The 22,143-nt window shown below is 73.3% G+C and carries 23 protein-coding genes; 12 read left to right on the top strand and 11 right to left on the bottom strand.

Annotated elements, in window-relative coordinates; translation table 11 throughout:
• Window positions 1-38 precede the first annotated feature (38 nt).
• Together ACYVM4_RS13340 and ACYVM4_RS13335 are read left to right on the top strand one after the other, a co-directional pair.
• The gene (locus ACYVM4_RS13340; RefSeq protein WP_460668856.1) at window positions 39-1,064 is read left to right on the top strand and encodes a DnaJ C-terminal domain-containing protein; all 1,026 of its coding nucleotides are present in this window, start codon (window positions 39-41) and stop codon (window positions 1,062-1,064) included.
• 1 nt (window position 1,065) lies between these two features.
• Window positions 1,066-1,506 carry a heat shock protein transcriptional repressor HspR gene (locus ACYVM4_RS13335; RefSeq protein WP_368821324.1) on the top strand — a complete coding sequence of 147 codons (441 nt, stop codon included), beginning with the start codon at window positions 1,066-1,068 and terminating at the stop codon, window positions 1,504-1,506.
• A gap of 28 nt (window positions 1,507-1,534) precedes the next feature.
• On the opposite strand, the gene ACYVM4_RS13330 is transcribed toward ACYVM4_RS13335, so the two are convergent.
• Genes ACYVM4_RS13330 through ACYVM4_RS13320 form a run of 3 tightly spaced genes read right to left on the bottom strand, consistent with a single transcriptional unit; the run spans window position 1,535 to window position 3,436 of the window.
• Window positions 1,535-2,029 (bottom strand): GNAT family N-acetyltransferase, encoded by a 495-nt coding sequence (locus ACYVM4_RS13330; protein ID WP_460668855.1) that lies wholly within the window; start codon window positions 2,027-2,029, stop codon window positions 1,535-1,537.
• Complete coding sequence (gene trmB / locus ACYVM4_RS13325; protein ID WP_460668854.1) at window positions 2,026-2,817, bottom strand: tRNA (guanosine(46)-N7)-methyltransferase TrmB; 792 nt, start codon at window positions 2,815-2,817, stop codon at window positions 2,026-2,028. The genes ACYVM4_RS13330 and trmB overlap by 4 nt, the downstream gene beginning before the upstream one ends.
• Before the next feature lie 4 nt (window positions 2,818-2,821).
• Window positions 2,822-3,436 carry an LOG family protein gene (locus ACYVM4_RS13320; protein WP_460668853.1) on the bottom strand — a complete coding sequence of 205 codons (615 nt, stop codon included), beginning with the start codon at window positions 3,434-3,436 and terminating at the stop codon, window positions 2,822-2,824.
• Between the two features lie 27 nt (window positions 3,437-3,463).
• Between ACYVM4_RS13320 and ACYVM4_RS13315 the strand changes: the two genes are divergently transcribed.
• The 4 genes from ACYVM4_RS13315 (at window position 3,464) to ACYVM4_RS13300 (ending at window position 7,483) form a co-directional block, all read left to right on the top strand.
• Entirely contained in the window at window positions 3,464-3,628 is a 165-nt protein-coding gene (locus ACYVM4_RS13315) for a hypothetical protein (RefSeq protein WP_460668852.1), read from the top strand.
• A 46-nt stretch (window positions 3,629-3,674) separates the two neighbouring features.
• Window positions 3,675-4,940: a multidrug effflux MFS transporter gene (locus ACYVM4_RS13310; protein ID WP_460668851.1), complete on the top strand. Its 1,266-nt coding sequence runs from the start codon at window positions 3,675-3,677 to the stop codon at window positions 4,938-4,940.
• A gap of 155 nt (window positions 4,941-5,095) precedes the next feature.
• Window positions 5,096-6,541: an alanine/glycine:cation symporter family protein gene (locus tag ACYVM4_RS13305; RefSeq protein WP_368821330.1), complete on the top strand. Its 1,446-nt coding sequence runs from the start codon at window positions 5,096-5,098 to the stop codon at window positions 6,539-6,541.
• A gap of 66 nt (window positions 6,542-6,607) precedes the next feature.
• Window positions 6,608-7,483, top strand: a complete 876-nt coding sequence (locus ACYVM4_RS13300) for a D-hexose-6-phosphate mutarotase (protein ID WP_460668850.1) — start codon at window positions 6,608-6,610, stop codon at window positions 7,481-7,483.
• Between the two features lie 314 nt (window positions 7,484-7,797).
• On the opposite strand, the gene ACYVM4_RS13295 is transcribed toward ACYVM4_RS13300, so the two are convergent.
• Window positions 7,798-8,193 (bottom strand): hypothetical protein, encoded by a 396-nt coding sequence (locus tag ACYVM4_RS13295; protein ID WP_368821332.1) that lies wholly within the window; start codon window positions 8,191-8,193, stop codon window positions 7,798-7,800.
• Between the two features lie 188 nt (window positions 8,194-8,381).
• Here ACYVM4_RS13295 and ACYVM4_RS13290 point away from each other — a divergent pair, with 188 nt between their 5' ends.
• The 3 genes from ACYVM4_RS13290 (at window position 8,382) to ACYVM4_RS13280 (ending at window position 11,919) form a co-directional block, all read left to right on the top strand.
• Window positions 8,382-9,158: a type 1 glutamine amidotransferase domain-containing protein gene (locus tag ACYVM4_RS13290; protein ID WP_460668849.1), complete on the top strand. Its 777-nt coding sequence runs from the start codon at window positions 8,382-8,384 to the stop codon at window positions 9,156-9,158.
• 136 nt (window positions 9,159-9,294) lie between these two features.
• Window positions 9,295-10,047, top strand: a complete 753-nt coding sequence (locus ACYVM4_RS13285; RefSeq protein ID WP_368821334.1) for an SDR family NAD(P)-dependent oxidoreductase — start codon at window positions 9,295-9,297, stop codon at window positions 10,045-10,047.
• Between the two features lie 357 nt (window positions 10,048-10,404).
• Window positions 10,405-11,919, top strand: coding sequence for a DEAD/DEAH box helicase (locus ACYVM4_RS13280; protein ID WP_460668848.1), 1,515 nt, complete (start codon window positions 10,405-10,407; stop codon window positions 11,917-11,919).
• 88 nt (window positions 11,920-12,007) lie between these two features.
• On the opposite strand, the gene ACYVM4_RS13275 is transcribed toward ACYVM4_RS13280, so the two are convergent.
• Both ACYVM4_RS13275 and ACYVM4_RS13270 read right to left on the bottom strand, forming a co-directional pair.
• Window positions 12,008-12,667: an HAD family hydrolase gene (locus ACYVM4_RS13275; RefSeq protein ID WP_368821336.1), complete on the bottom strand. Its 660-nt coding sequence runs from the start codon at window positions 12,665-12,667 to the stop codon at window positions 12,008-12,010.
• Window positions 12,664-13,377, bottom strand: coding sequence for an HAD family hydrolase (locus ACYVM4_RS13270; RefSeq protein ID WP_460668847.1), 714 nt, complete (start codon window positions 13,375-13,377; stop codon window positions 12,664-12,666). The genes ACYVM4_RS13275 and ACYVM4_RS13270 overlap by 4 nt, the downstream gene beginning before the upstream one ends.
• Before the next feature lie 68 nt (window positions 13,378-13,445).
• Here ACYVM4_RS13270 and ACYVM4_RS13265 point away from each other — a divergent pair, with 68 nt between their 5' ends.
• Both ACYVM4_RS13265 and ACYVM4_RS13260 read left to right on the top strand, forming a co-directional pair.
• Window positions 13,446-13,979, top strand: coding sequence for a hypothetical protein (locus ACYVM4_RS13265; RefSeq protein WP_460668846.1), 534 nt, complete (start codon window positions 13,446-13,448; stop codon window positions 13,977-13,979).
• Window positions 13,980-14,037: 58 nt separating this feature from the next.
• Window positions 14,038-14,589 carry a DinB family protein gene (locus tag ACYVM4_RS13260; protein WP_460668845.1) on the top strand — a complete coding sequence of 184 codons (552 nt, stop codon included), beginning with the start codon at window positions 14,038-14,040 and terminating at the stop codon, window positions 14,587-14,589.
• A 94-nt stretch (window positions 14,590-14,683) separates the two neighbouring features.
• Here ACYVM4_RS13260 and ACYVM4_RS13255 read toward each other — a convergent pair whose 3' ends face one another.
• Window positions 14,684-15,100: a VOC family protein gene (locus ACYVM4_RS13255; protein WP_460668844.1), complete on the bottom strand. Its 417-nt coding sequence runs from the start codon at window positions 15,098-15,100 to the stop codon at window positions 14,684-14,686.
• 297 nt (window positions 15,101-15,397) lie between these two features.
• On the opposite strand from ACYVM4_RS13255, the gene ACYVM4_RS13250 reads away from it, so the two are divergent.
• Window positions 15,398-16,006 (top strand): CDP-alcohol phosphatidyltransferase family protein, encoded by a 609-nt coding sequence (locus ACYVM4_RS13250; protein WP_460668843.1) that lies wholly within the window; start codon window positions 15,398-15,400, stop codon window positions 16,004-16,006.
• On the opposite strand, the gene ppgK is transcribed toward ACYVM4_RS13250, so the two are convergent.
• The 4 genes from ppgK to ACYVM4_RS13230 form a co-directional block, all read right to left on the bottom strand.
• Window positions 15,976-16,812, bottom strand: a complete 837-nt coding sequence (gene ppgK / locus ACYVM4_RS13245) for a polyphosphate--glucose phosphotransferase (RefSeq protein WP_460668842.1) — start codon at window positions 16,810-16,812, stop codon at window positions 15,976-15,978. The genes ACYVM4_RS13250 and ppgK overlap by 31 nt on opposite strands.
• 266 nt (window positions 16,813-17,078) lie before the next feature.
• The gene (locus tag ACYVM4_RS13240) at window positions 17,079-17,399 is read right to left on the bottom strand and encodes a hypothetical protein (RefSeq protein ID WP_460668841.1); all 321 of its coding nucleotides are present in this window, start codon (window positions 17,397-17,399) and stop codon (window positions 17,079-17,081) included.
• Between the two features lie 621 nt (window positions 17,400-18,020).
• Window positions 18,021-19,550 (bottom strand): SulP family inorganic anion transporter, encoded by a 1,530-nt coding sequence (locus ACYVM4_RS13235; RefSeq protein WP_460668840.1) that lies wholly within the window; start codon window positions 19,548-19,550, stop codon window positions 18,021-18,023.
• 284 nt (window positions 19,551-19,834) lie between these two features.
• The gene (locus ACYVM4_RS13230) at window positions 19,835-22,087 is read right to left on the bottom strand and encodes an acyltransferase family protein (RefSeq protein WP_460668839.1); all 2,253 of its coding nucleotides are present in this window, start codon (window positions 22,085-22,087) and stop codon (window positions 19,835-19,837) included.
• Between the last annotated feature and the right edge of the window lie 56 nt (window positions 22,088-22,143).

The following is a 22,143-nucleotide window of genomic DNA, read 5'->3' as shown; positions in this document are numbered from 1 at the left end:
CCCCAGGACCCCGACCGGCCCCACAGAAAGGAGGCGTCATGGCCAGCCAGGACTGGATCGACAAGGACTTCTACAGCATTCTCGGCGTGTCCAAGGACGCGTCCGCCGCCGACGTCAAGAAGGCCTACCGCAAGCTCGCCCGCCAGCACCACCCGGACCAGAACCCGGGCGACGCGGAGGCCGAGCAGCGGTTCAAGGACATCACGGAGGCGAACTCCGTGCTCTCCGACCCCGAGGAGCGCAAGCAGTACGACGCTATCCGCGCGATGGGCTCCGGGGCGCGCTTCACCGCCGGGGGCCCGAGCGGCGCCGGCGGCTCGGCGAACTTCGAGGACCTCTTCGGCGACATCTTCGGGGGCGGCGGCGGAGGGCGCCGTCGTCGCACGACCTACTCCACGGGCGGGTCGGGCGGTCCCGGCGGCCCGGGCGGGTTCGAGGACCTGTTCGCCCAGTTCGGCGGCCAGACCGGGTACGGGGCGCCGGGCGGCTACGGCGGGTACCAGGCACCCCCGGCGCGCGGGGAGGACATCCGGACGGAGACGACCATCCCGTTCCGGTCCTCGGTGCACGGCACCACCATCAAGCTGCGCCGGGGCAACGGCCAGGAGACCACGGTGCGCATCCCGCGCGGCGTGCGCGACGGGCAGAGGCTCAAGCTCGCCGGCAAGGGCCACTCGGGCGCCGGCGGGGCCGGTGACCTCTACGTCACCGTCCACGTGACGCCGCACGCCTTCTTCCAGCGCGTCGAGGGCACGGACGACGTCGAGGTCACTGTGCCGATCACGTTCCCCGAGGCGGCCCTGGGCGCCACGATCGAGGTGCCCGTGCTGGACGGCGGCACCGTGCGCGTGAAGGTGCCGGCGGGAACGTCCTCGGGCCGGCGGTTCCGCGTCAAGGGGCGCGGGTTCAGCACGGCCAAGGGCACGGGCCATCTGATCGTGACGGTCGAGGTGCACGTGCCGGCGGAGCTGGACGAGCAGGCGCAGGCCGCCGTCCGGGCGTTCGCCGAGGCGACCGCGGCCGATGACCCCCGGGCCCGCCTGGCCGAGAAGGCACGGGTGTGAGATGGCACTGGACGCCGACCAGCCGCTGTTCGTGATCTCCGTGGCCGCGGAGATCGCGGAGATGCACCCGCAGACGCTGCGCCAGTACGACCGGCTCGGCCTCGTCAAGCCGTCCCGCGCCCCCGGCCGCGCCCGCCGCTACTCCCAGCGCGACATCGAGAAGCTGCAGCAGATCCAGGTGCTGTCCCAGCAGGGCGTGTCCCTCGAGGGGATCCGGCGCATCCTCCAGCTGGAGAACCAGGTCGCGGCCCTCCGGTCGAGGGTGGCGGAGCTGTCCCAGGAGCTCGAGGACGCCCGGGACCGGGCCGAGGAGTCCTCGCGCATCTTCGCCGCCGGTGTCGGCGGGGACGTGGTGCGCATGGCCCGCGGCGCCCGTCCCCGGGCCCGCAAGATCTCGCAGGCCGTGGTGCTCTACCGGCCCCCGCGCCAGCAGGAGCGCTGAGCGGCACCGGTCGGACGACCGGTGCGGGTCAGGGCAGGTGCTTCTCGAAGCCCACGTCGTACGCGCCGCCCGCATAGGCCCGGGCGGTCCCGGGCAGCGGGACGTACCCGCTGCTGCGGTACAGGGCGGAGGCCTCGGGCTGACGACTGCCCGTGGTGAGGTAGACGCGCCGGTAGCCCGCCGCGGCGGCGAGCCGCTCGAGCTCGGCCAGGACCCGCCGCGAGATCCCTCGCCGGCGGTGCGCCGGGGCGGTCCACACCCGCTTGAGCTCGGCCGTGGCGTCGTCGTACCGGCGGAACGCGCCGCCGCCCACCGTCACGCCGCCCTCGAGGAGGAGCAGGAGCCCCCCGGTGGGGGCGGTGAAGTCGGCCAAGGGGTGGTGCGCCATCTCCTCCGCCCCGATCTCGGGGCCGTAGCGCTCCACGTACTCGAGGTGCAGGCCCTCGAGCAGCGGCTGCGTGCGGGGATCGCCCGGGAGCACGACGACGAAGCCGTCGCGCTCCGCGCCGGGGACGGCGCTCACGCCGTCCGGCGGTAGACGAGGTCGCGTGGGACGCGGCCCGTCTCCCGCGCCTTGCGCTCGAAGCTCGTGAGGACCCGTCCCTCCCAGCGGGGGGCCCAGCCCGTGTCCGGGTGCTCGTCGTCGGCGAGGGGTCCCGGGTGGACGTTCTCGAAGTGCGGGGACGCGTCGAGGACCTCGCGCATCACCAGGGCGTACTCCTGCCAGTCCGTGGCGAGCCGCCACAGCCCGCCTGGCGCGAGCACCCGGGCCGCGAGCTCGGCGAACGCGGGGGAGACCAGGCGCCGCTTGTGGTGGCGGGTCTTGTGCCAGGGGTCGGGGAAGAACACCCACAGCTCGTCGACCGAGGCCGGGGCGAGCATGTGCTCCAGGACCTCGGGCGCGTTGGCCTGCACCACGCGGACGTTGTCCACACCGGCCTGGCCCGCCTTGAGCAGCAGGTCCGCGATCCCGGGCTTGTACACCTCGACGGCGAGGAAGTTCCGCGCGGGGTCCTGGGCGGCGGCGTGCACGACAGCCTCCCCGAGCCCCGAGCCGACCTCCACGACCAGGGGCGCCTCGCGCCCGAAGGCCGCGGCCGCGTCGAACTCGTGGTCGGGGTGGACGGAGGTGTCCGTGCGCACGCGCGGGACGTCGAGCACCCGGGAGGGCGCCCAGTCGTCCCAGGCCTTCTGGCGGCGGGCGGTGAGGCGGTCGCCGCGGCGCACGAAGGAGTACGGCCGGCGGTGGAACGCCTCGGGGACGGGGCCCTGCTCGGGGCCCTCGGCGGGGGAAGGGGTGTGCTCGCTCATCGCCCTACATCCTAGGCGCAGGGCGGGCCACCGGCGCGTCGGCGCCGGGGACGGGCGGCTCGGACCAGCGCCGGCGCGGCGCCTCCCACACCGCGAAGCGGGCGAGCAGCTCGTCGCCGTCCTGGGCGACCACGGCGGCGTCCCGGTACTCGGCGCGCACGAGGCCGGCCGCGGACATGGAGGCCACCGCGTCCAGCAGGGGCCTCCAGTAGCCGGCCACGTCGAGGAAGCCGACCGGCTTGGCGTGCACTCCCACCTGCAGCCAGGTCCACGCCTCGAAGATCTCCTCGAGGGTGCCCAGGCCGCCGGGCAGGGCCACGAACCCGTCGGCGAGCGCGGCCATCTCCGCCTTGCGCTCGTGCATCGTCCGGACGATCCGCAGCTCGGTCAGCCCCGTGTGGGCCGTCTCGTCGTCCACGAGGGACTGCGGCATGACCCCGACCACCTCGCCCCCGGCGGCGAGCGCGGCGTCGGCGACGACGCCCATCAGCCCCACGTGGCCGCCGCCGTAGACGACGCCCACGCCGCGGCGGGCAAGGGTGGAGGCGAAGGCGCGGGCGGCCTCGGCGAACAGGGGGTCGGAACCGAGGGAGGCCCCGGTGTACACGGCGAGTCTCATAGGGACATTGTCGCGGTCGTCGTCGCGGTGGTGGTCCCGGTCGTCGTCGCAGTGGTCGTCGAGGCCGTCGTTCCTGTCCTCGTCGCGATCGTCGGCGCGGTTGTGGTCCCGGTCCCCGCGCCCGTCCCCGCGCCCGTCGCCGCGCCCGTCGCCGTGCCCGTCGCCGTGCCCGTCGCGGCGTCGATAGCATGAGTCGCGCCCCGCGCCCGCCCCGCAGACCCCTGCCGAAGGACCTCCCGTGAGCTCACCGCCCCCCGACGACCGCGTGCGCTCCCGCCTGCGCCTCTCCGGCGGCAAGGACCGGGTGGTGCTGGTGGCGGCCCTGGGGATCCTCAGCGCGGTGAGCCCGATGGCCACGGACATGTACCTGGCCTCGATGCCGGCGATGGCAGGACACTTCGGGGCGTCGGCCTCCGCGGTGCAGCTGACGCTGACCACCTACATGATCGGCATGGCCGTGGGGCAGTTCCTGCTCGGCCCGGTGTCCGACGTGCTGGGCCGGCACCGGCTCATGGTGGCCGGCAACGCGCTGTTCCTGCTCAGCTCAGTCGCCGTGGTCCTGGCCCCGACCATCGGGACGGTGCTGGTCCTGCGGGCCGTCCAGGGCCTCGCCGGGGCGGCCGGCGTGGTGATCGCCCGCGCCGTGGTCTCGGACATCGCCTCCGGCCGCGAGGCCGCCAAGCTGTTCTCGATCCTCGCGACCATCACCTCCCTCGCCCCGGTGGTGGCCCCGCTGCTGGGCGGGGTGATCGCCACGGTGGCCCCGTGGCAGACCGTGTTCTGGGCGCTCGCGGCCTTCGGGCTGCTGATGCTGGCGTGCTCCGTGCTCGTGGTCCCCGAGACCCTGCCCCCGCGCCGGCGGCACCGCGGCGGGGTCGGTGCGGTCGTCACCGGGTCCTGGCGGGTGCTGCGCACCCCGTCCTTCATGGCCTACGCGCTGACTTTCGGGCTCGCCTTCGGCGCCCTGTTCTCCTACATCTCCGCGTCCTCCTTCGTGCTGCAGAACGTGCTCGGCTACTCGGCGCTCGGCTACTCCGTGGTCTTCGCCGTCAACGCGGGCGGCTCGATCCTGGGCGCGGTCGTCAACACCCGCCTCGTCGACCGGGTCGAGCCCGGCACGATCCTCCGCACCGCGATCGTGGTCATGACGACCGTCAACGTGGTGGGCCTGGGCCTGGTGCTGGCCGGGATCACCGGGTGGACCACGCTGGCGCACCTCTTCGTGAGCCAGACCTGCATCGGCTTCGTCATGGGCAACGCCGTGGCCCTCGCCCAGAGCCGGGTCCCGGGCCGAGCGGGGGCCGGATCGGCGGTGCTCGGGTTGGTCCAGTTCCTCCTCGGAGGGCTCGTGAGCCCGCTGACCGGTCTGGCCGGTCAGCACAGCGCGGTGCCGATGGCCGTGGCCATGGCGGTGTGCTCGCTGCTCGCCACGGGCGCCGTGCTCCTCGCCCACCGGTTCTCGCGGCGAGCACCGGAGGACCTCGCCGCCCCGCCCGGGCCGTAACCGGGCGGAAACGGTCCGGGGCCACACTGTGGCCGATCCACCGGTCCCTGACGGGAGGACCGGCGGACCTGTGATTAGATGCCTTCTGCCGAGACAGAGGTCACAGTCCCGTTCCGGCCCGCTTCCTCATCCACCCGACACCCACGGGAGAACACATGCTCCAAACCATCGAGACCGCCCTCGGCGAACTGGGCGGCATCATCTGGGGGCCCTACGTCCTCATCCCCCTGCTGCTGCTGACCGGTCTGTACCTGACCATCCGGCTGGGTGGGCTGCAGTTCCACAAGCTCGGCTCCGCGCTGCGGCTGGCCCTGTTCGACCGCAAGGACGCGGACGCCCGCGGCGGTGACGTCTCCCAGTTCCAGGCGCTGACCACGGCGCTCGCGGCCACGGTGGGGACCGGCAACATCGTGGGCGTGGCGACCGCGATCTCGATCGGCGGGCCCGGCGCCCTGTTCTGGATGTGGGTCACCGGCCTGCTCGGCATGGCCTCCAAGTACTCCGAGGCCTTCCTGGCCGTGCGGTTCCGCACCACGGACGCCAAGGGGGAGATCTCCGGCGGACCCCAGTACTACCTGGAGCGCGGCATCCGCAACGGGTTCGGGAAGTTCCTGGCGATCTTCTTCGCCATCGCCGCCGCGCTGGCCGCCTTCGGCATCGGCAACATGACCCAGGGCAACTCCATCGCCTCCAACCTGGAGAGCTCTTTCAGCGTCCCCACCTGGCTCACCGGCGCCGTGCTCGCGGTGCTGACGCTCGCCGTGCTCGTGGGCGGCATCAAGTCCATCGGCAAGGTCACGGCGGGCTTCGTCCCCGTCATGATCCTCTTCTACGTCCTCGGCGCCCTGTTCATCCTCATCGTCAACGTCGCGGCCATCCCGCAGGCCATCGTCCTCATCTTCACCGACGCCTTCACCGGCACCGCGGCGGTCGGCGGGTTCGCCGGGTCCGCCATCATGCTCGCCGTGCAGATGGGCGTGGCCCGCGGCATCTTCTCCAACGAGTCCGGCATGGGTTCGGCCGCGATCGCCGCGGCCGCGGCCCAGACCACCCACCCGGTCCGCCAGGGACTGGTCTCCATGACCCAGACCTTCATCGACACCATCATCGTGGTGAGCTGCACGGGACTCGTGCTCATCACCACCGGTGTCTGGGAGCAGGGGGCGGACTTCGCCGCCACCATGACCGGCGACGCCTTCAGCCAGGGCCTGCCCGGGCAGTGGGGGCACTACGTGGTCACCATCGGGCTCGTCATGTTCGCCTACTCGACGATCCTCGGATGGGCCTACTACGGCGAGCGCTGCATGGAACGGCTCTTCGGCAGGGCGGCCGTGATGCCCTACCGGGTCGTGTTCTCCCTCATCGTGTTCGTGGGCTGCACCGTGCCGCTGGCGGTGGTGTGGAACTTCGCCGACGTGATGAACGGCCTCATGGCACTGCCCAACCTCCTCGGGCTGCTGCTCCTCTCCGGGCTGGTCGTCCGCGAGACGAAGCACTACCTGAACCACGACCCCAAGCTGCGGGCGGACCGCCGGCAGGTCGACGCGTTCATGGAGGGCCACCCCGGAGCGATCGACTCGTACGAGCGCACCGGCGTCTGACGGCTGTCGGTCCACGAGGGCCCGGCCTCCTGACGGGGGCCGGGCCCTCCGTCTAGCCTGAGGGGCATGAGCCAACTTCCCGAGCCCCGCCCGTTCTCCTGCGCGGACGCCACCGGCGCCGTCTACGACCAGGGCGCGCACGTGACCGACTGGATCCCCACCGGCCACGCCCCGGTCCTGTGGCTGTCCCCGAGCACCGCGCTCGAGACGGGCAGCCCCGTGCGCGGAGGTGTCCCGATCTGCTTCCCGTGGTTCGCCAACGGGGCGGAGGGCGGGCGCGAGCCCAAGCACGGTTTCGCCCGCACGCTCCCGTGGCACGTCGAGTCGCGCGAGTCCTCGGACCACGAGGCGGTGGTCGTCTACCGGCTCTCGGACGCGGACATCACCGATCCCGCGCACCGGGAACAGTTCCCGCACCCGTTCGAGGCGTACTTCGTGGTGCGCTTCGGCGCCGAGCTGTCCCTCGAGCTGAGCGTCACGAACACCGGTGAGCGCCCGTTCGACTTCGAGGAGGCTCTGCACGCCTACCTGGTGGTGGGGGACGTGCGGAAGATCCAGGTCGAGGGCCTGGCCGGCGCCTCCTACCGCGACAAGGTCCTGGACCGGGAGGACTGCGTGCAGGAGGGGGACCTCCGGTTCGACGGAGAGACCGACCGGGTGTACCGCTCGACCGGCGACGTGGCCGTCGTGGATCCCGTGCTGGGGCGGGTGCTGCGGATCCGGAAGAAGAACTCCGGCACCACCGTGGTGTGGAACCCCTGGGCGGAGAAGGCGGCCGCGATGTCCGACGTGGGGCCGGACGGCTGGACGGACTTCGTGTGCGTGGAGGGCGCCAACACCCACGCCGACACCGTGCACCTCGAGCCGGAGGAGACCCACAGCATGGGCTACCGGCTGTCGGTGGAGACCACGGCGGAGGACCCGGGACGGCCTCCCGCCTGACGCCCAGGACCGTCCGGCGGTCAGAACGGCGGCGGATCCGTGTCCTCCGGCGCTACGTCGTCCGGCGCGGCCCTGCTCAGTACGGCTCCGCCCGGTCCGATCCCCGCCGGGGGTCCGGCACGGTGCGGACCCGGAGCAGGACGGGCCCGGCGGTGCGCCGGCGTCGTCATGGGGCCCATTGTCCCGGGCGCCTCGGACGTCCTGAGGGTCCGTCCGGAAGGCGCGTGCCGCGCGACCCACGGCCGGGGACAGGAAACGGGTGCCGCCCGTCCGTGCGGACGTGCGGCACCCGTGGGGTCCTGCGGGAACCGTGCCTACTTGGAGACCACCAGGGCCGCGGCGATCGCGGCCAGGAAGGCGTCCTTCGAGAGGCCCGTGCCGGCCTCGGTCGGGCGGATGCCGTCCTCCTGGGTCATCTCGGGGTTGCGGAAGTACAACGAGAGCAGTCCGGCGGAGAACGCGCCGAGGGCCAGGCCCGCGAGACGCTTGTTGACGAACGGCGTCAGCAGGGCGGCGCCGATGCCGATCTCCGAGTAGGCCACGAACTTGCCGAAGGTGTCGGGGTCCCACTCCTTGAACTGGGGGACGCCGGTGGCGGCGAACTGCTGGAGACCCGCGGCGGCCTCCGTGGGGAGGTCCTTCTTGCCGTAGCCGGACTGCAGCAGGTAGGCGCCGGAGACGCCGCGCAGGATCGCGTTGGAGAGGCTCATGGTCGGTCCTTTCAGGAGGGCGAACAGGGTCATTGAGTCGTCAACGACCCTATCAGGGGAGGCCTCGCGCCCTCCGCGCGGGACGGGCCGGGAGCGAACACCCGCGCCGGTGGCGGCCCGTGGAGCCTAGGCTGGCCACCGGCCCGCGGGACGCCCTCCGCGTCCTGCCACCCGACGGAAGGACAGACATGGACATCGAGACCATGAAGAAGGTTCTGCTCGTTCTCACCAGCCACGACACCCTCGGCGACACGGGGGAGCCGACCGGCTACTTCGTCGGCGAGGCGGCGCACCCGTGGAAGGTGTTCCGGGACGCCGGGTACTTCGTCGACTTCGCCTCGATCGCCGGCGGGCAGCCCCCGCAGGACGGCAAGGACGAGGAGGACGAGGTCCAGCGGCAGTACCTCGAGGACGAGACCGTGCGTGCCTCCCTGTTCAACACCCCGCGGATCAGCGTGGTCGACCCGGCCCAGTACGACGCCGTCTACCTCGTGGGCGGGCACGGCACCATGTGGGACTTCGCCGGCAACGCCGACCTGCAGTCGCTGGTGGCCGCCGTGCACGACGCCGGGGGAGTCGTCGGCGCCGTCTGCCACGGGCCCTCCGGTCTCGTCGACGTGGAGCTCTCCAACGGCCTGCGCATCGTCGAGGGACGCAGGGTGGCCGCCTTCACCAACGCCGAGGAGGACGAGGTCGGCAAGTCCGACGTCGTCCCGTTCCTGCTCGAGGACAAGCTCGTCGAGCAGGGCGCGGACGTGCGGACGGCGCCGAACTGGACCGAGAACGTCGTCGTGGACGACCGCCTCGTCACCGGGCAGAACCCGCAGTCCGCGGCCGGCGTGGCCAAGGAGATGACCAAGCTCCTGACCGAGGTGGTGCGCGAGCAGAAGGCGGCGCAGGAGGCGGACTCCGCCGCGCTGCGCCGGGCGCACGACGCCGAGAAGTCCGAGGACGACCAGGGCTGAGCCCCGACCACCCCGAGCGAGGGGCGGCGCGGGCGGAAACGCCCGCGCCGCCCCTCGCGGGTCCCGCCGTTTCCGGACAGACTGGGAGCGTCGGACCGCCCGGTCCGGCCCAGCGGACACACGGCAGGAGAACCACATGGCTGACCTCAGGGACAAGGTCGCGCTCGTCACCGGCGCCGCCTCCGGCATCGGCGAGGCCTGCGCCAAGGACCTCGCGGCGCAGGGCGTCAAGGTCGTCGTCACGGACATCGACACCCGGCGGATCGACGACGTCGTCCAGTCCATCATGGCCGCCGGCGGGAACGCCGCGGGCTTCCGGCAGGACGTGGCGAAGCCCGAGGACTGCGAGGCCGCGGTCGAGTTCGCCCAGCAGACCTACGGCGCCCTGCACCTGGCGGTGAACAACGCCGGGGTCGGCGGCTCCGCGGACGCCGTGGGCGAGTCCGACCTCGACGCGTGGGTGCGCACCGTGCAGATCGACCTGCACTCCGTCATGTTCGGCATGCGCTACCAGCTGCCCGCCATCGAGCAGGCTGGCGGCGGGGCGATCGTCAACATGGCCTCCATCCACGGCACCGTGGCCACAGCGGCGGGCAACAGCGCCTACACCGCCGCCAAGCACGGCGTGGTCGGGCTCACCAAGCAGGCCGGCGTGGAGTACGGCCTGCGCGGGGTGCGGGTCAACGCCGTCGGCCCCGCCTACATCGACACCCCGCTGCTCCGGACCGCGCCGGCGGCCGTCCTCGAGGGACTCGCCGCCAAGCACCCGCTCGGCAGGCTGGGCCGCGCCGAGGAGGTCGCCGCCCTGACCACGTTCCTGCTCTCGGAGAAGGCCTCCTTCATGACGGGCGCGTACTACCTGGTCGACGGCGGCTACACCGCCCTGTAGACCGTCCCCGCGCCGCCGAACCTACCGCACCGGTGCGAGAAGGGCGCAGGTGCCGCCGCCGCTCGCACCGGTGGGGCGCGGACGGCCGCGGCCGTGCCCTCCGCCACATCCGGGTGGTGCCGTGCCGCCGGTGCTGTAGGGTGGGTCGTATTGCACATGGCACTGCTCCCCGTCCCCGGGTGAGCAGGCAGGCGTCGAGCACCCCGTTCTTCTTCCAGCGTGGCACCGTTCCAGACGGTCTCAGCCCGCTCGCAGGGGCTCCAGGAGTCATTCGGCGCAACCCGGCGCGCTACCCCCTTGCCGGGACATCCGATCGAAAGACGTATCCCAGTTTTGGCTACTTTCACCGACCTTGGCGTGCCCAAGGCCCTTTCCGCCGTCCTCGCCCAGCAGGGCATCGAGCAGGCGTTCCCCATCCAGGAGAAGACCCTCCCCGACTCGCTGGCCGGCCGCGACGTGCTCGGCCGCGGCAAGACCGGCTCGGGCAAGACCGTGGCGTTCGCGCTGCCGCTCGTGTCCCGGCTCGCCGGGCTGACCGGCAACGGCGCCCGCGCCGCGCGGCGGGCCAACCGGCCCACCGGCCTGGTGCTGGCCCCCACCCGCGAGCTGGCCACCCAGATCGACCGTGCGATCGCCCCGCTGGCCGAGGCCGCCGGGCAGACGACCACCGTCATCTTCGGCGGGGTCTCCCAGCGCAACCAGGAGAAGGCGCTCGCCAAGGGCGCCGACATCGTCATCGCCTGCCCCGGCCGGCTCGAGGACCTGTTGAAGCAGAACGTCCTCACGCTCGACGACGTCCGCGTGACGGTCATCGACGAGGCCGACCACATGGCCGACATGGGCTTCCTGCCCGTGGTGACCCGCATCCTCAAGCGCACCCCCCAGGGCGGCCAGCGACTGCTGTTCTCGGCGACGCTCGACGGCGGCGTGGACAAGCTCGTCAAGCAGTTCCTGTCCAACCCCGTCAAGCACTCCGTGGACGCCCCGCAGGCGTCCGTGTCCACCATGGACCACCACGTGCTCGTCGTGGACGCGGACGAGAAGCAGGAGCTCATCGAGGCCCTGGCCTCCGGCACGGGGCGCCGCGTGATGTTCACGCGCACCAAGCACCGCGCCAAGAAGATGGCCCGCAAGCTCAGCCAGATGGGCATCCCCGCCGTGGACCTGCACGGCAACCTCTCCCAGAACGCCCGTGACCGCAACCTGGCCCAGTTCTCCGCCGGTGACGTGCGCGTGCTCGTGGCCACCGACGTCGCCGCCCGCGGCGTGCACGTGGACGAGGTCGAGCTGGTCGTGCACATCGACCCGCCCACCGAGCACAAGTCCTACCTGCACCGCTCCGGGCGCACCGCCCGCGCCGGCGCCTCCGGCTCCGTGGTCACGGTGGCCACCAAGGAGGAGCGTCGTGAGGTCACGCAGCTCATGAAGGCCGCGGGCGTCACCGCGAACTTCGACACCGTGACCGTCGGCTCCCCGGCCGTCGCGGCGCTCGTGGGCGAGCTCGCCGACAAGGTCGCCTACGTGCCGCAGCCCGTCCAGGCCCAGGGCCGTCCGGCGAGCGGTCAGCGCTCCGGCGGCGGCCGTGCGGGCTCCGGCGGCAACCGCGGCCGCGGCGGACAGAACCGGTCCGAGCAGGGGCGCAGCGGCTCCCGCGACCAGCGCGGGGAGACCGGCAGCCGCGGGGGCTCCCGCCCCGGCAACGGCTCGGCCTCCCGCTCGGCGGCACCGGCGCGCTCCGCGGCGCCCACCCGCTCCGCGGCGCCCGCGTACTCGACCGAGTCCGCACCGGACCGCTCCACCCAGGCCGCGGCCCGTCGCCGCACCCGGAGCCCGCGCCGCGCGTCGTCCCCCCAGGGCACCGCGACCCGCTGAGCCCCAGCACGTCCCACGAGGGCCCGTTCCCTGCCGTCCCGCATCCCGCGGACCGGCGGGGAACGGGCCCTCGTCGTCGTCGCCGTGGTCAGACGGTCGGGGCCAGCCCCCGCAGGAACTGCAGGGTGACGTCCGTGTGGGCGTCCACGAGCACGAAGCCGGGCGCGGGCTCCACCGGCAGCTCACCGGGCACCACCACCACCGGCATCCCGGCGGCCGCCGCGCTCGCCGCCCCCGTCTGCGAGTCCTCGACCGCCACGCACCGCGCCGGGTCCACGCCCAGCCGCCGCGCCGCGAGCAGGTAGGGCTCCGGGTGCGGCTTGGCGTGCTCCACGTCTTCCTGGGAGACGACCACCCGCAGCACCTCGGGCGCCCCGGACGCGGTGCCCTCCGCGACCACGGTCAGGGCGTTCGTCACGACGGCCCCGGGGATGCCGGCCCGTTCGAGCTCGGTCAGCAGGTCCCGCATGCCGGGCAGGAACGGGACCTCGCCCGTCAGCGAGGCCGCGACCTCCCGCCCGAGCTCGGCGGTGATGGCCTCGACGGTCCCCTCGGCACCGCGCTCGACCATCAGCCGCGCCGAGGTGGGCACCGTCCTCCCCAGCGTGGCGAGGTCGTCCTCGGTGCTCCAGCCGACGCCGTACCGGCCGGCCACCGCCCGCTTGGCCACCGCCCACTGCGGTTCGGAGTTCACGAGGGTGCCGTCGTGGTCGAACAGGACGGCGGCGGGGAAGTCGGGGGAGCTCACGGGCGGGCCTCCTGCGCGGGGTGGAAGGGCGACGACGGGGACTGCGGGTCCAGCGAGCGCAGCAGCTCCAGGGTCAGCTCCCGGTGGGATCCGACGTGCAGCAGTCCGGGGCCGCGCTCGACCTCCATCTCGCCGGGGACGACCACCGTGGGGATGCCTGCCGCGACGCCCGCGGCGGCCCCGGCGGGGGAGTCCTCCACCACGACGCACCGGGCGGGGTCCACCCCGAGGCGGCGCGCCGCCGTGAGGTAGGCGTCCGGGTCCGGCTTGGGGCGGACCCCCTGCGCGTACTCGTCCGTGCCGATGATCACCCGGAACAGGTCCTCCGGCGCCGTGCCCGCGGTGTGGCGGCCCATCGCCGAGCTCGCGTTGGTGACGATCGCCGCGGGGATCCCCGCGGCCGAGAGCTCCTCGAGAAGCTCCTCGATCCCGTCGATGAACGTCAGCTCGGTGTCCTCCAGGACGCGGATGCTGTGCTCGAAGACCGCCCGGAACAGCTCGTCCTCGCCGAGCGGCACGCCGACCTGCTGCATGCGCTCGATCGTCGCGGCGACCGGCAGGCCCAGGGTCGCGAGCGAGTCCTCGGGGGTCCAGAGCAGTCCGTGCTCGGCGGCGAGGTTCTGCTTGGCACGGTCCCACAGCGGCTCGGTGTCGACGAGGGTCCCGTCGTGGTCGAAGAGGACGGCGTGCGGGAATCCGGGGGAGGGCATGCGCTCCAGCCTACCGGGACGCCCGGGGGCGGGCCCGCGGCGGGACGCCCGCCGATGGACTGGCGGGCGTGGAAACAGCCCTCGACCGCGTGGCGCACCGGCCCACCGCCCTGCAGCGCGCCGTGCCCGTCCTGGGCGTCCCGGCGGCTCTGCTGCTCGGGGCGTGGGTCGCCGTGGGGCGCGGCCTCGCCGGAGCCGCCGGTGACCTGGTGCCGCTCTACACCCTGACGCTGGCCCTGCCGCTGACGGCGCTGCTCGCGGTGGCGGGCGTCCTGCTGCGCCGGGACGCCCGCGCCCACGTCCCGCCCGGGGCGTCCCTGCGGTCCTCCTTGACGACGCCCGCCGTGTGGGCCGTGCTCCTCGGCTTCGGCGCCGTCCTCCCGGACCGCGTGGACGGCACCGGCGCCTCCGTGCTGACCCGGGCCACCGACCCCGTCCACCTGGGCCTGTCCGCGGGGTTCGCCAACACCCTCGGCATCCTCTCGTTCGTCCTGGCGACCGCCACCGTGGTGCTCGCGGCCACCGACCTGCGCCGGACCCGCCGGATCCAGCGCGGGGAGCCGCTCAGCGAGGACGAGATCCTGGACCGGCAGGGGCTCTGACCCGCCCGGCCCGCCACGGGACCTCGCAGCGCCCGGTGGGCCCGGGTACATTGACCGCATGAGCACCGAGCGCCCCGGCACCCCCGACACCTCCCCGGTCCCCCCGGAGACCAAGGACTGGACCGTGGTGCTCGACCGGGGCTGCCCCGACTGCGGGTTCGACCCGGACTACGACGTCACGACCACGGGGGAGCGTGCGCGGGCCACGGTCGAGCGCTGGGCGACGGTCCTCGACCGGCTGGGCATGACGGACCGGCCCCGTCCGGGGACGTGGTCCCCGCTCGAGTACGCGTGCCACGTCCGGGACCTCTGCCGGGTCTTCCGCGAGCGGCTGCGGCTCATGCTCGACGAGGAGGACCCGGTCTTCGCGGACTGGGACCAGGACGCCGCAGCGGTCGAGGAGCGGTACAACCTCCAGGACCCCTACGAGGTCTCCGGGGAGCTCGCGCAGGAGCTCCGCGCCACCGCGGACGCCTTCGACGCCGTGGCCGAGGAGCAGTGGGCCCGGCCCGGCCGGCGCGGGGACGGCAAGGACTTCACCGTGGCGAGCTTCGCGGCGTACTTCCTGCACGACGTCGAGCACCACCTGCGCTTCGACGTCCGCGGCTGACCCGGCCGCACCGGGTCCGTCGGCGGCCGACCCGTCCGCGGCTGGACCCGTCCGCTGGGCAATCGCTCGGCGGACAGGAGCGGGCCGGGAGCGGTCAGCCGAGGCGCACGGTCCCGTCGTCGTCGACCCGCCATCCCGGGTTGTGCGCGATCTCCCACACCACGCCGTTGGGATCGGCGACGTGCGCGTGGAAGACGCCCCCGAAGGCACCCGGTCGCGGTGCCGTGAGCACGGTGCCGCCCGCGGCGCTCATCGCGTCGACGCTCGCGCGCACCGCGGCCTCGCTGTCCACGTTGTGCGCGAGCGTCAGGCCCTGGGCCGGGGACGCCGCCGGGAGGCCGAGGTCCTCGGCGAACTTCCCGGCGTCGAAGAGGCCCAGCACCGTCCCGGGAGCGATCTGGAAGAAGAGGATTTCCCCGGGGACGTCGAGCAGCGGCTCCCAGCCGAGGCCCTGCGCGTAGAACTTCCGGGCGGCGTCGAGGTCCGGGGTGGACAGGGTGAGAAAGTGCACGCGCGGGTCCACGGCTGCCTCCTGGGGTCCGGGGCGGGAGCGGCCCCGCCGTCACCGGTCCAGCGTAGACGTCGGCCGCTCCCCGGTGTCGAGGGTCGGCGTGGCCCCGCGGTCCGAGGGGACCTGGTCGAGATCCCGGTGGACGACGACGGTGCCGGTCCGTGCGGTCCGCGAGGTGCCGGTGCCCGTGCCGGGCGACGTCATCTGCCGGGCCGCCGGCACCGAGGGGTTAGTCTCGGTGGCAGCACCAACGGGCGCGGGACGCTCGCCCGCAGCGCCGGAGGACGGGACGAGCACATGGCACAGCAGCACCAGGACGCGGTCGAGCCGGCGGAGTCGCCGTACTACGACCGTGTCCTCACGGTGCCCAACGTCGTCTCGGTGGTGCGCTTCGCGCTCATCGTCCCCGCCGTGCTGGCCGTCCTCGACATCGACGAGCGGCCGGTGCGCGCGCTGGTCCTCGTCGCCCTCTTCTCCCTGACGGACTGGGTCGACGGCACCCTGGCCCGGGCGCTCAAGCAGCGCAGCCGGGTCGGCGAGGTCATGGACCCCATCGCCGACCGGCTGGGGACCGTGGCGATCGCCGTGGCCGCGAGCATCGTCGGGCTCTTCCCCTGGTGGGTGCTGATCGTCATCGCGGTCGTCGACGTCGTGGTGGGGATCGCCACCCTGGTCCGGAGGTCCCTCGGCACGCTGCGGGTCACCACCGTCGGCAAGGCGAAGACCGCTCTGCTCATGGTGGGGACCGTGTTCGTCCTGGCGGGACCCGCCTGGGCCAGCCCCGAGGTGACGGACGTCGGCCGGGTCATGGTGCAGGCAGCGGCCGTCCTGCACGTCCTGGCGGGCGTGCAGTACTTCCGTCAGGCCCTCCAGGGTCAGGTCGTCGCCGGCGGCACGGCGAGGTAGGCGTGCCGGGCGGCGCCGATGATGCCCGCCGCGTTGCGCAGCTCGGCCGGGACGACGCGCGTGTCCAGGCGCAGACGGGGCAGGAAGTCCTCGTGCCGGGCGGAGATCCCGCCGCCGACCACGATCAGGTCCGGGGAGAAGAGGAACGCCAGGTGCGCGAAGTACTGCTGGAGACGCTCGGCGTAGTCCGGCCAGTCCAGTCCGTCCCGCTCCCTGGCCACCGCCGAGGCCCGCATCTCGGCGTCCACCCCGTCGAGCTCCAGGTGGCCCAGTTCGACGTTGGGCACGAGCTTGCCGTCCACGAACAGCGCTGACCCGATGCCGGTGCCCAGGGTGATGACCAGGACGGTGCCGGTGCTCCCGCGCCCGGCGCCGTAGCGGAGCTCGGCCAGGCCCGCCGCGTCGGCGTCGTTGAGGACCTGGACGGTGCGCCCCAGCCGTTGCGTGAGGAACCGGTGGACGTCCAGCCCGATCCACGCGTCGTCGATGTTCGCGGCGGAGCGCGCCACGCCGTGGCGGATGATCGCGGGGAGCGCCACTCCGACGCTGGCCTCCGGGTGCGGGGCCCCGGGGCCGGCGGAGAGCTCCTGCACGATGAGCATGAGCTGCTCCGCGAGAGCCTCCGGCGTGGCGGGAGCAGGGGTCGGGCGCTGGAGGACCGGGGTGGTCAGCTCGCCATCGGCCATGTCCACGGCCGCGTACTTGACCAGGGTGCCGCCCACGTCCACCCCGATGTGGTGCCGGTGCAGGGTCGACCAGCCGGTCGACGCGGGGAGCGGAGGGGTGCGAGGCGAGGGCTGGGCCATCCGACATCCTAGGGTCGAGGGGGGAGCGCAGGGACGACGACGGGCGCGCTGCGGCAGGCTCGACGCGACCGACCGGGTGCGAGCCCTCGTCGGGGCCGGCACCCCGGACCATTCTGCCATCGAGGCTGCCGCCAGTCGTGGCGGAGGCGCCGTGCGCGAGGCGCTGCCCCGGAGGCGCTGTGCGCGAGGTGCCGCACCGGAGGCGCTGCTCGGGAGGTGCCGTGGAGAAGGCGCCCGTCAGGATTCGCTGCGGGGGAGGGGCAGGCTCAGCCGTGCGGCCCGGTGCCCGGCGTGCTGCCGAGATCGTGCGGCCCGGCGTCGTCCCGGGAAGCCGCGATCTCCCAGGAGAAGGGGACCCGGGCGACGGGTGCGCCCTGGACGAGTCCGTTGACCGCGCGTGCGACCAGGTTGCGGTGGGCGGCCGGCAGGCTCAGGCATCCGTGCAGGTACGCGTCGACCTCCAGCATCCCGGCCTCGCCGCCGAGCTGGAAGTAGTGCCACCACAGCCGGGTCAGGTCGAGACCGGCCCGCTCGACGGCGTACCGGGCGAGGCGAGCCTGAACGGCTCCAAGCCTGTTGTCGTCCACGGTTCCCCCCACTGTGGTGCTGCGGTCCGGGGACGGCCCCGGACCGGGCGCGACGCTGCGCAGCGGTCCGGGACCGTCCGTGGCGGTGCGGTGGCACCGCCGCCCCCATCATGGTTCCGAGCCGGGCACGGGGTCACCATCCGACACCCGGACGCGTGCGTTTTCCGGACCGTCGGTGCTTCCCCCGGACGTCCGGGCCGGCCGGCACGACCTCCACAGTGGTCGCTGCTGTCACTGCCGTCCCGGCTGGCATGGACGCCGGGACGGGTCTCAAGGATGCTGGTGCGGATGTCGACGACGCGCAGAAGGGGAGCGGGGCGGCCCCCCAGCCGGCCCCGCTCCCTGCTGCTCCCGCGCCCGGACCCGGTGCTTGTCGCGCCCCCGGAGCCGGGAGGCGGCGCGCTGTCGGTCGACGGTGCGGGAGCCGGGGGATGATCCTTGCCGGACCACAGAATCCCCTGGTGAGAAGCAAGAATGCTCGATTCCGCGGGGATCGGCAAGGGCCGGGGTGTGACCCAGTTCACATGCAGAAACAAAGGGTTGTGATCGCAAATGCGCTGGCCCGCCGTGCGTGCCGGCCGGTCAGCACGTCGGGGCGGCACGTCGGGGCGGCATGTCGGGTCAGTGCCCGGTGTTGAGCATCCCGCCCAGGCGCACGCGCATCCGGCGGCTGGCCTGGTTCAGCCCGACGATCTCCACGTCCTTGCCGTAGTGGGTGTACTTGTCGGTCACCGAGTCGAGTGCCGCGACCGTGGAGGCGTCCCACAGGTGCGAGTCGGAGAAGTCGATGACCACCCGCTGCGGGTCCCCGGCGTAGTCGAACATCGTGTAGAGGTCGTTGGAGGAGGCGAAGAACAGCTCCCCGTGCACGGTGTAGACCGCCGCCGTCTCCCGGCCGTCGCTCCGCTCGAGCACACGGTCGACGGTGACGAAGTGGGCCACCCGGCGGGCGAAGGCGACCATCGCCACGAGCACACCCACGATCACGCCGAGGGCGAGGTTGTGCGTCCACACGGTCACGGCCACGGTGGAGAGCATCACCAGGGTCTCCGGGACCGGCATCCGCGTCAGGGTCGAGGGGCGGACCGAGTGCCAGTCGAAGGTCGCCCAGGACACGAAGATCATGATCGCCACCAGTGCGGCCATCGGGATGACCGCCACGATCTCGCCCAGGGTGACGACGAGGATGAGCAGGAAGACCCCGGCCAGGAAGGTGGAGATGCGGGTGCGGGCCCCGGAGGCGCGCACGTTGATCATGGTCTGGCCGATCATGGCGCACCCGCCCATCCCGCCGAAGAAGCCGGTCACGATGTTGGCCGCGCCCTGCGCCCACGACTCGCGGGTCTTGTTCGAGTGCGTGTCGGTGATGTCGTCGACGAGCTTGGCCGTCATCAGCGACTCCAGCAGGCCCACCAGCGCCATGGTCAGCGCGAACGGGGCGATGATCCGGAAGGTCTCCAGGTCCAGCGGGACGTCGGGGAAGTGCGGCGAGGGCAGGGAGTCCGGCAACTCGCCCTTGTCGCCGACGCTGGGCACGTCCATGCCCATCGGCACCACGATCGCGGTGATCACCACGATGGCCACCAGCGGGGCCGGGACCACGCCGGTCAGCCGGGGGAACAGGAACACGATGGCCAGACCCAGGACCGTGAGGGGGTACACGGCCCAGGGCACGCCGATCAGCTCGGGAATCTGTGAGCTGAAGATCAGGATCGCCAGGGCGTTGACGAAGCCCACCATGACCGACCGCGGAATGAAGCGCATCAGCCGTGCCGCGCCGACCAGGGCCAGGACCACCTGGAAGACCCCGGCCAGGATCACCGTGGCGAGGAAGTGGTCCAGGCCGTGGGAGGCCACCAGCGGGGCGATCACCAGCGCCACCGCACCGGTGGCCGCGGAGACCATCGCCGGCCGCCCGCCCAGCACGGCGGTGGTCACGGCCATGGTGAAGGACGCGAACAGGCCCAGGCGGGGATCCACGCCGGCGATGATCGAGAAGGCGATCGCCTCCGGGATGAGCGCCAGGGCCACCACGAGCCCGGCCAGGACCTCGGTCTTGAGGTGGCGGGGGGACCGGAGGCTCAGGCGCACCGACTGGCGCTGCTCGGGCGTGAGGTGGTCGGCTGCGGGGCCGGCTGTCGTGGTGGCCAAGGAGGCTCCGTTCGCAGGGGTGGGGGCGGGAAAGATGGACGGGGAGGCCGGGAGACAAGGGCTGGGAGGCCGGGAGGCAAGGGCTGGGAGGCCGGGAGGGAAGGACGGAGGAGAAGGGCAGGACGGACGAGCTGAGGCACTCCGGCTGGTGCGCGTGCGGGTGGGCGCGGCGTCGCGCGAGAGGTGCGGCGTCCGGGCGCGGAGGCGCACCGGTGGAGACCGGGCACCAACTCTACCCTGGCGTCAGGGTAGAGTCCTCGGTCTCGGTCCGGAGGAGACGCAGCTCATGCCCGTCCCAGAGCCTCCAGCAGGCGCGCTTCGACGTCGGGGACCAGTGTCTCGCCGTAGGCGGACGTGACGTGGTCGAGGTCCATGTACACCTGGATGTTGCCGACGACCCCGGGGCAGGTGGTCTCGGTGCACAGCCGGTCGGTGAGATCGATGCTGTGCAGGTCCTCGTGCCGGGCGGCCAGCTCCTCCAGGGGGTTGACCGGCAGCAGCGACTCGGAGCGGGGGACGTTGCAGCGGTCGTGGTCGGGTCCGTAGGTCTCCACGCACTCGAACATGTCGTAGGGGAAGCGCGGGTTGTCCCGGAAGGCCACCACCGGGATGCCGGCGTCCAGGAACGGGGTGACCCCGTCCTCGTAGCCCTCGACGAGCTTCTCGTGCGGGGCCTCGGAAAGGCTCAGGGTGCCGACGGTCAGCACCGCATCGGGCTCGGCCTCCAGGGCCGCGTCCCGGGCGGCGGCGTTGAAGTCGTTGCACTCGGCCTGGTAGTTCTCCGACGGGGCGGTGTAGCGGCAGGCCATCCGCAGGTAGGAGACCACCGTCCAGCCCTGGGCGTCGGCGACCCGGTGGATCGGGGTGAGCAGCTGCCGGGCGTGGGAGTCCCCGAGCACCACCAGGGTCCGCTGGGAGCCGGTGCTGCGGGTGCTGTCGTCGCCGTTGCTCGTGCCGGTGTCGGCGCTGTCAGCATCGTCGCGGTGGCCGCTGCTCGTGCCAGCACCGGTGCCGGTACCAGTGCCGGTGCCGGTGCCGGTGCCGGGGTCGGGGGTGATGATCCAGCACTCTCCGCCCAGCTCCTCGATGCCTGCCGGGGTCTGCTCGGGGGCGCAGGGGTCTCCGGTGTCGCCCCACTCGTACCCGCGTTCGGAGTAGGTGGGGATGATCGGCACGTCCGGGACCTCGGTCGCCTCATCGCGCAGCACCGCGGCCCCGGGATAGTTCTGCGCCGTGCGCTCCACCCCGGCGGTGGGGTCGCGCTGGATCGTGTACTGGTGGGCGCCGGTGAGCGGGACCGCCACGAGCAGGGCGGTGGCGGCCAGCCGGATCCCGCTGCCCGCCCGGACCCCGGGCAGTGCGCGCCAGCCGGTCAGCAGCAGCGCGGTGGCTCGGGTGAGAGCCACGGAGGCGGCCAGGATGCCCAGCCCGGCCGGCACGGGGACGGTGTCGCGAGCGGTGACCAGCAGATAGGTGATGAGCAGCGGCCAGTGCCACAGGTAGATGCCGTAGGCGCGGTCCCCGAACCACTGCAGCGGGCCCAGCGCGAGCACCCGGCCCACCCCGTGGGGTGCGTCGGGGGCCAGGGCCCCGCCCGCCAGCACCGCGGCCGCCCCCAGGGTCGGGGCCAGGGCCACGGTGCCGGGGAAGCGGATCTCGGCGTCGACGAGGAAGGGGGTGGCGAGGATCGCGGCCAGCCCGGCCCAACCCAGCACGACGCCCAGTCCCACCCGGGGGCTCACGCCGGGGGCTCCGCCTGTCGGCCGGACCCCCACCGGGGGCGCGGCGCCCGGCGCGGCGCCCCGCAGCCCGGCGGCAGCGGTGAGGGCCAGGGCGGTGAGCGAGCCCAGGGCGAACTCCCACAGCCGGGTGAGGGTGCTGAAGTAGGCGGCCTCGGGGCCGGCCGCGGTGGCGACCACCGACCAGGCCAGGGAGCCGGCGAACACCGCGCCGAACACCGCCCAGGCCACCGGGCGGACCCGCAGCGCCGTTCGCCGGGCCACCCACGCGCAGCCCGCCAGCAGCAGCGGCCAGGCCAGGAACACCTGGCCCTGCACCGACAGCGACCACATGTGCTGCAACGGGGTGGTGGCCGCGCTGTTGCCGGCGTAGTAGTCCACGGCCTGGTCCGCCAGCACCCAGTTCACCGTGTAGAACAGCGACCCCCAGGCCTGGGTCAGCAGCTCGGGCCACCGGCTGGGCGGGAACCAGATGAACATCGCGGCCAGCACGGCCAGCAGCATCACCGCCACGGGCCCGAGCAGGCGGGCGAACGTCCGGGCCCAGTAGGCGGGCAGCCCCAGCGGCTTGCCGTGCTCGATCCGGCGCAGGAAGGAACCGGTGAGCAGGAAGGCGGAGAGCACGAAGAACACGTCCACCCCGCCCGAGACCTTCTCGGTCCACACGTGGAAGACCACCACGAGCAGCACCGACACTCCGCGCAGGCCCTGCAGGTCCGGGCGGTGCCGGACCCGCGGGGAGGGAGTGGACGGCGCGGTGTCCGGAAGCACCTGGGTGGTCGCGGTGGGGAACGTCATGGGGTGCAGTGCCTGTACGGGTCGGTGGCGGGCGGCCGGGGGCAGGTCGGCGACCG

This window comes from Kocuria himachalensis (assembly GCF_054784195.1).
The sequence above is the reverse complement of the archived record's forward strand: the minus strand, read 5'-3'. Positions and strand labels throughout refer to the sequence as shown.

What these genes read in the sequence shown, in the direction of transcription:
- ACYVM4_RS13340 (WP_460668856.1), top strand. Translation starts at nt 39, where the DNA reads ATGGCCAGCCAGGACTGGATCGACAAGGACTTCTACAGCATTCTCGGC.
- ACYVM4_RS13335 (WP_368821324.1), top strand. Translation starts at nt 1,066, where the DNA reads ATGGCACTGGACGCCGACCAGCCGCTGTTCGTGATCTCCGTGGCCGCG.
- trmB (WP_460668854.1), bottom strand. Translation starts at nt 2,817, where the DNA reads ATGAGCGAGCACACCCCTTCCCCCGCCGAGGGCCCCGAGCAGGGCCCC.
- ACYVM4_RS13320 (WP_460668853.1), bottom strand. Translation starts at nt 3,436, where the DNA reads ATGAGACTCGCCGTGTACACCGGGGCCTCCCTCGGTTCCGACCCCCTG.
- ACYVM4_RS13305 (WP_368821330.1), top strand. Translation starts at nt 5,096, where the DNA reads ATGCTCCAAACCATCGAGACCGCCCTCGGCGAACTGGGCGGCATCATC.
- ACYVM4_RS13300 (WP_460668850.1), top strand. Translation starts at nt 6,608, where the DNA reads ATGAGCCAACTTCCCGAGCCCCGCCCGTTCTCCTGCGCGGACGCCACC.
- ACYVM4_RS13295 (WP_368821332.1), bottom strand. Translation starts at nt 8,193, where the DNA reads ATGAGCCTCTCCAACGCGATCCTGCGCGGCGTCTCCGGCGCCTACCTG.
- ACYVM4_RS13290 (WP_460668849.1), top strand. Translation starts at nt 8,382, where the DNA reads ATGGACATCGAGACCATGAAGAAGGTTCTGCTCGTTCTCACCAGCCAC.
- ACYVM4_RS13285 (WP_368821334.1), top strand. Translation starts at nt 9,295, where the DNA reads ATGGCTGACCTCAGGGACAAGGTCGCGCTCGTCACCGGCGCCGCCTCC.
- ACYVM4_RS13270 (WP_460668847.1), bottom strand. Translation starts at nt 13,377, where the DNA reads ATGCCCTCCCCCGGATTCCCGCACGCCGTCCTCTTCGACCACGACGGG.
- ACYVM4_RS13260 (WP_460668845.1), top strand. Translation starts at nt 14,038, where the DNA reads ATGAGCACCGAGCGCCCCGGCACCCCCGACACCTCCCCGGTCCCCCCG.
- ACYVM4_RS13250 (WP_460668843.1), top strand. Translation starts at nt 15,398, where the DNA reads ATGGCACAGCAGCACCAGGACGCGGTCGAGCCGGCGGAGTCGCCGTAC.
- ppgK (WP_460668842.1), bottom strand. Translation starts at nt 16,812, where the DNA reads ATGGCCCAGCCCTCGCCTCGCACCCCTCCGCTCCCCGCGTCGACCGGC.
- ACYVM4_RS13230 (WP_460668839.1), bottom strand. Translation starts at nt 22,087, where the DNA reads ATGACGTTCCCCACCGCGACCACCCAGGTGCTTCCGGACACCGCGCCG.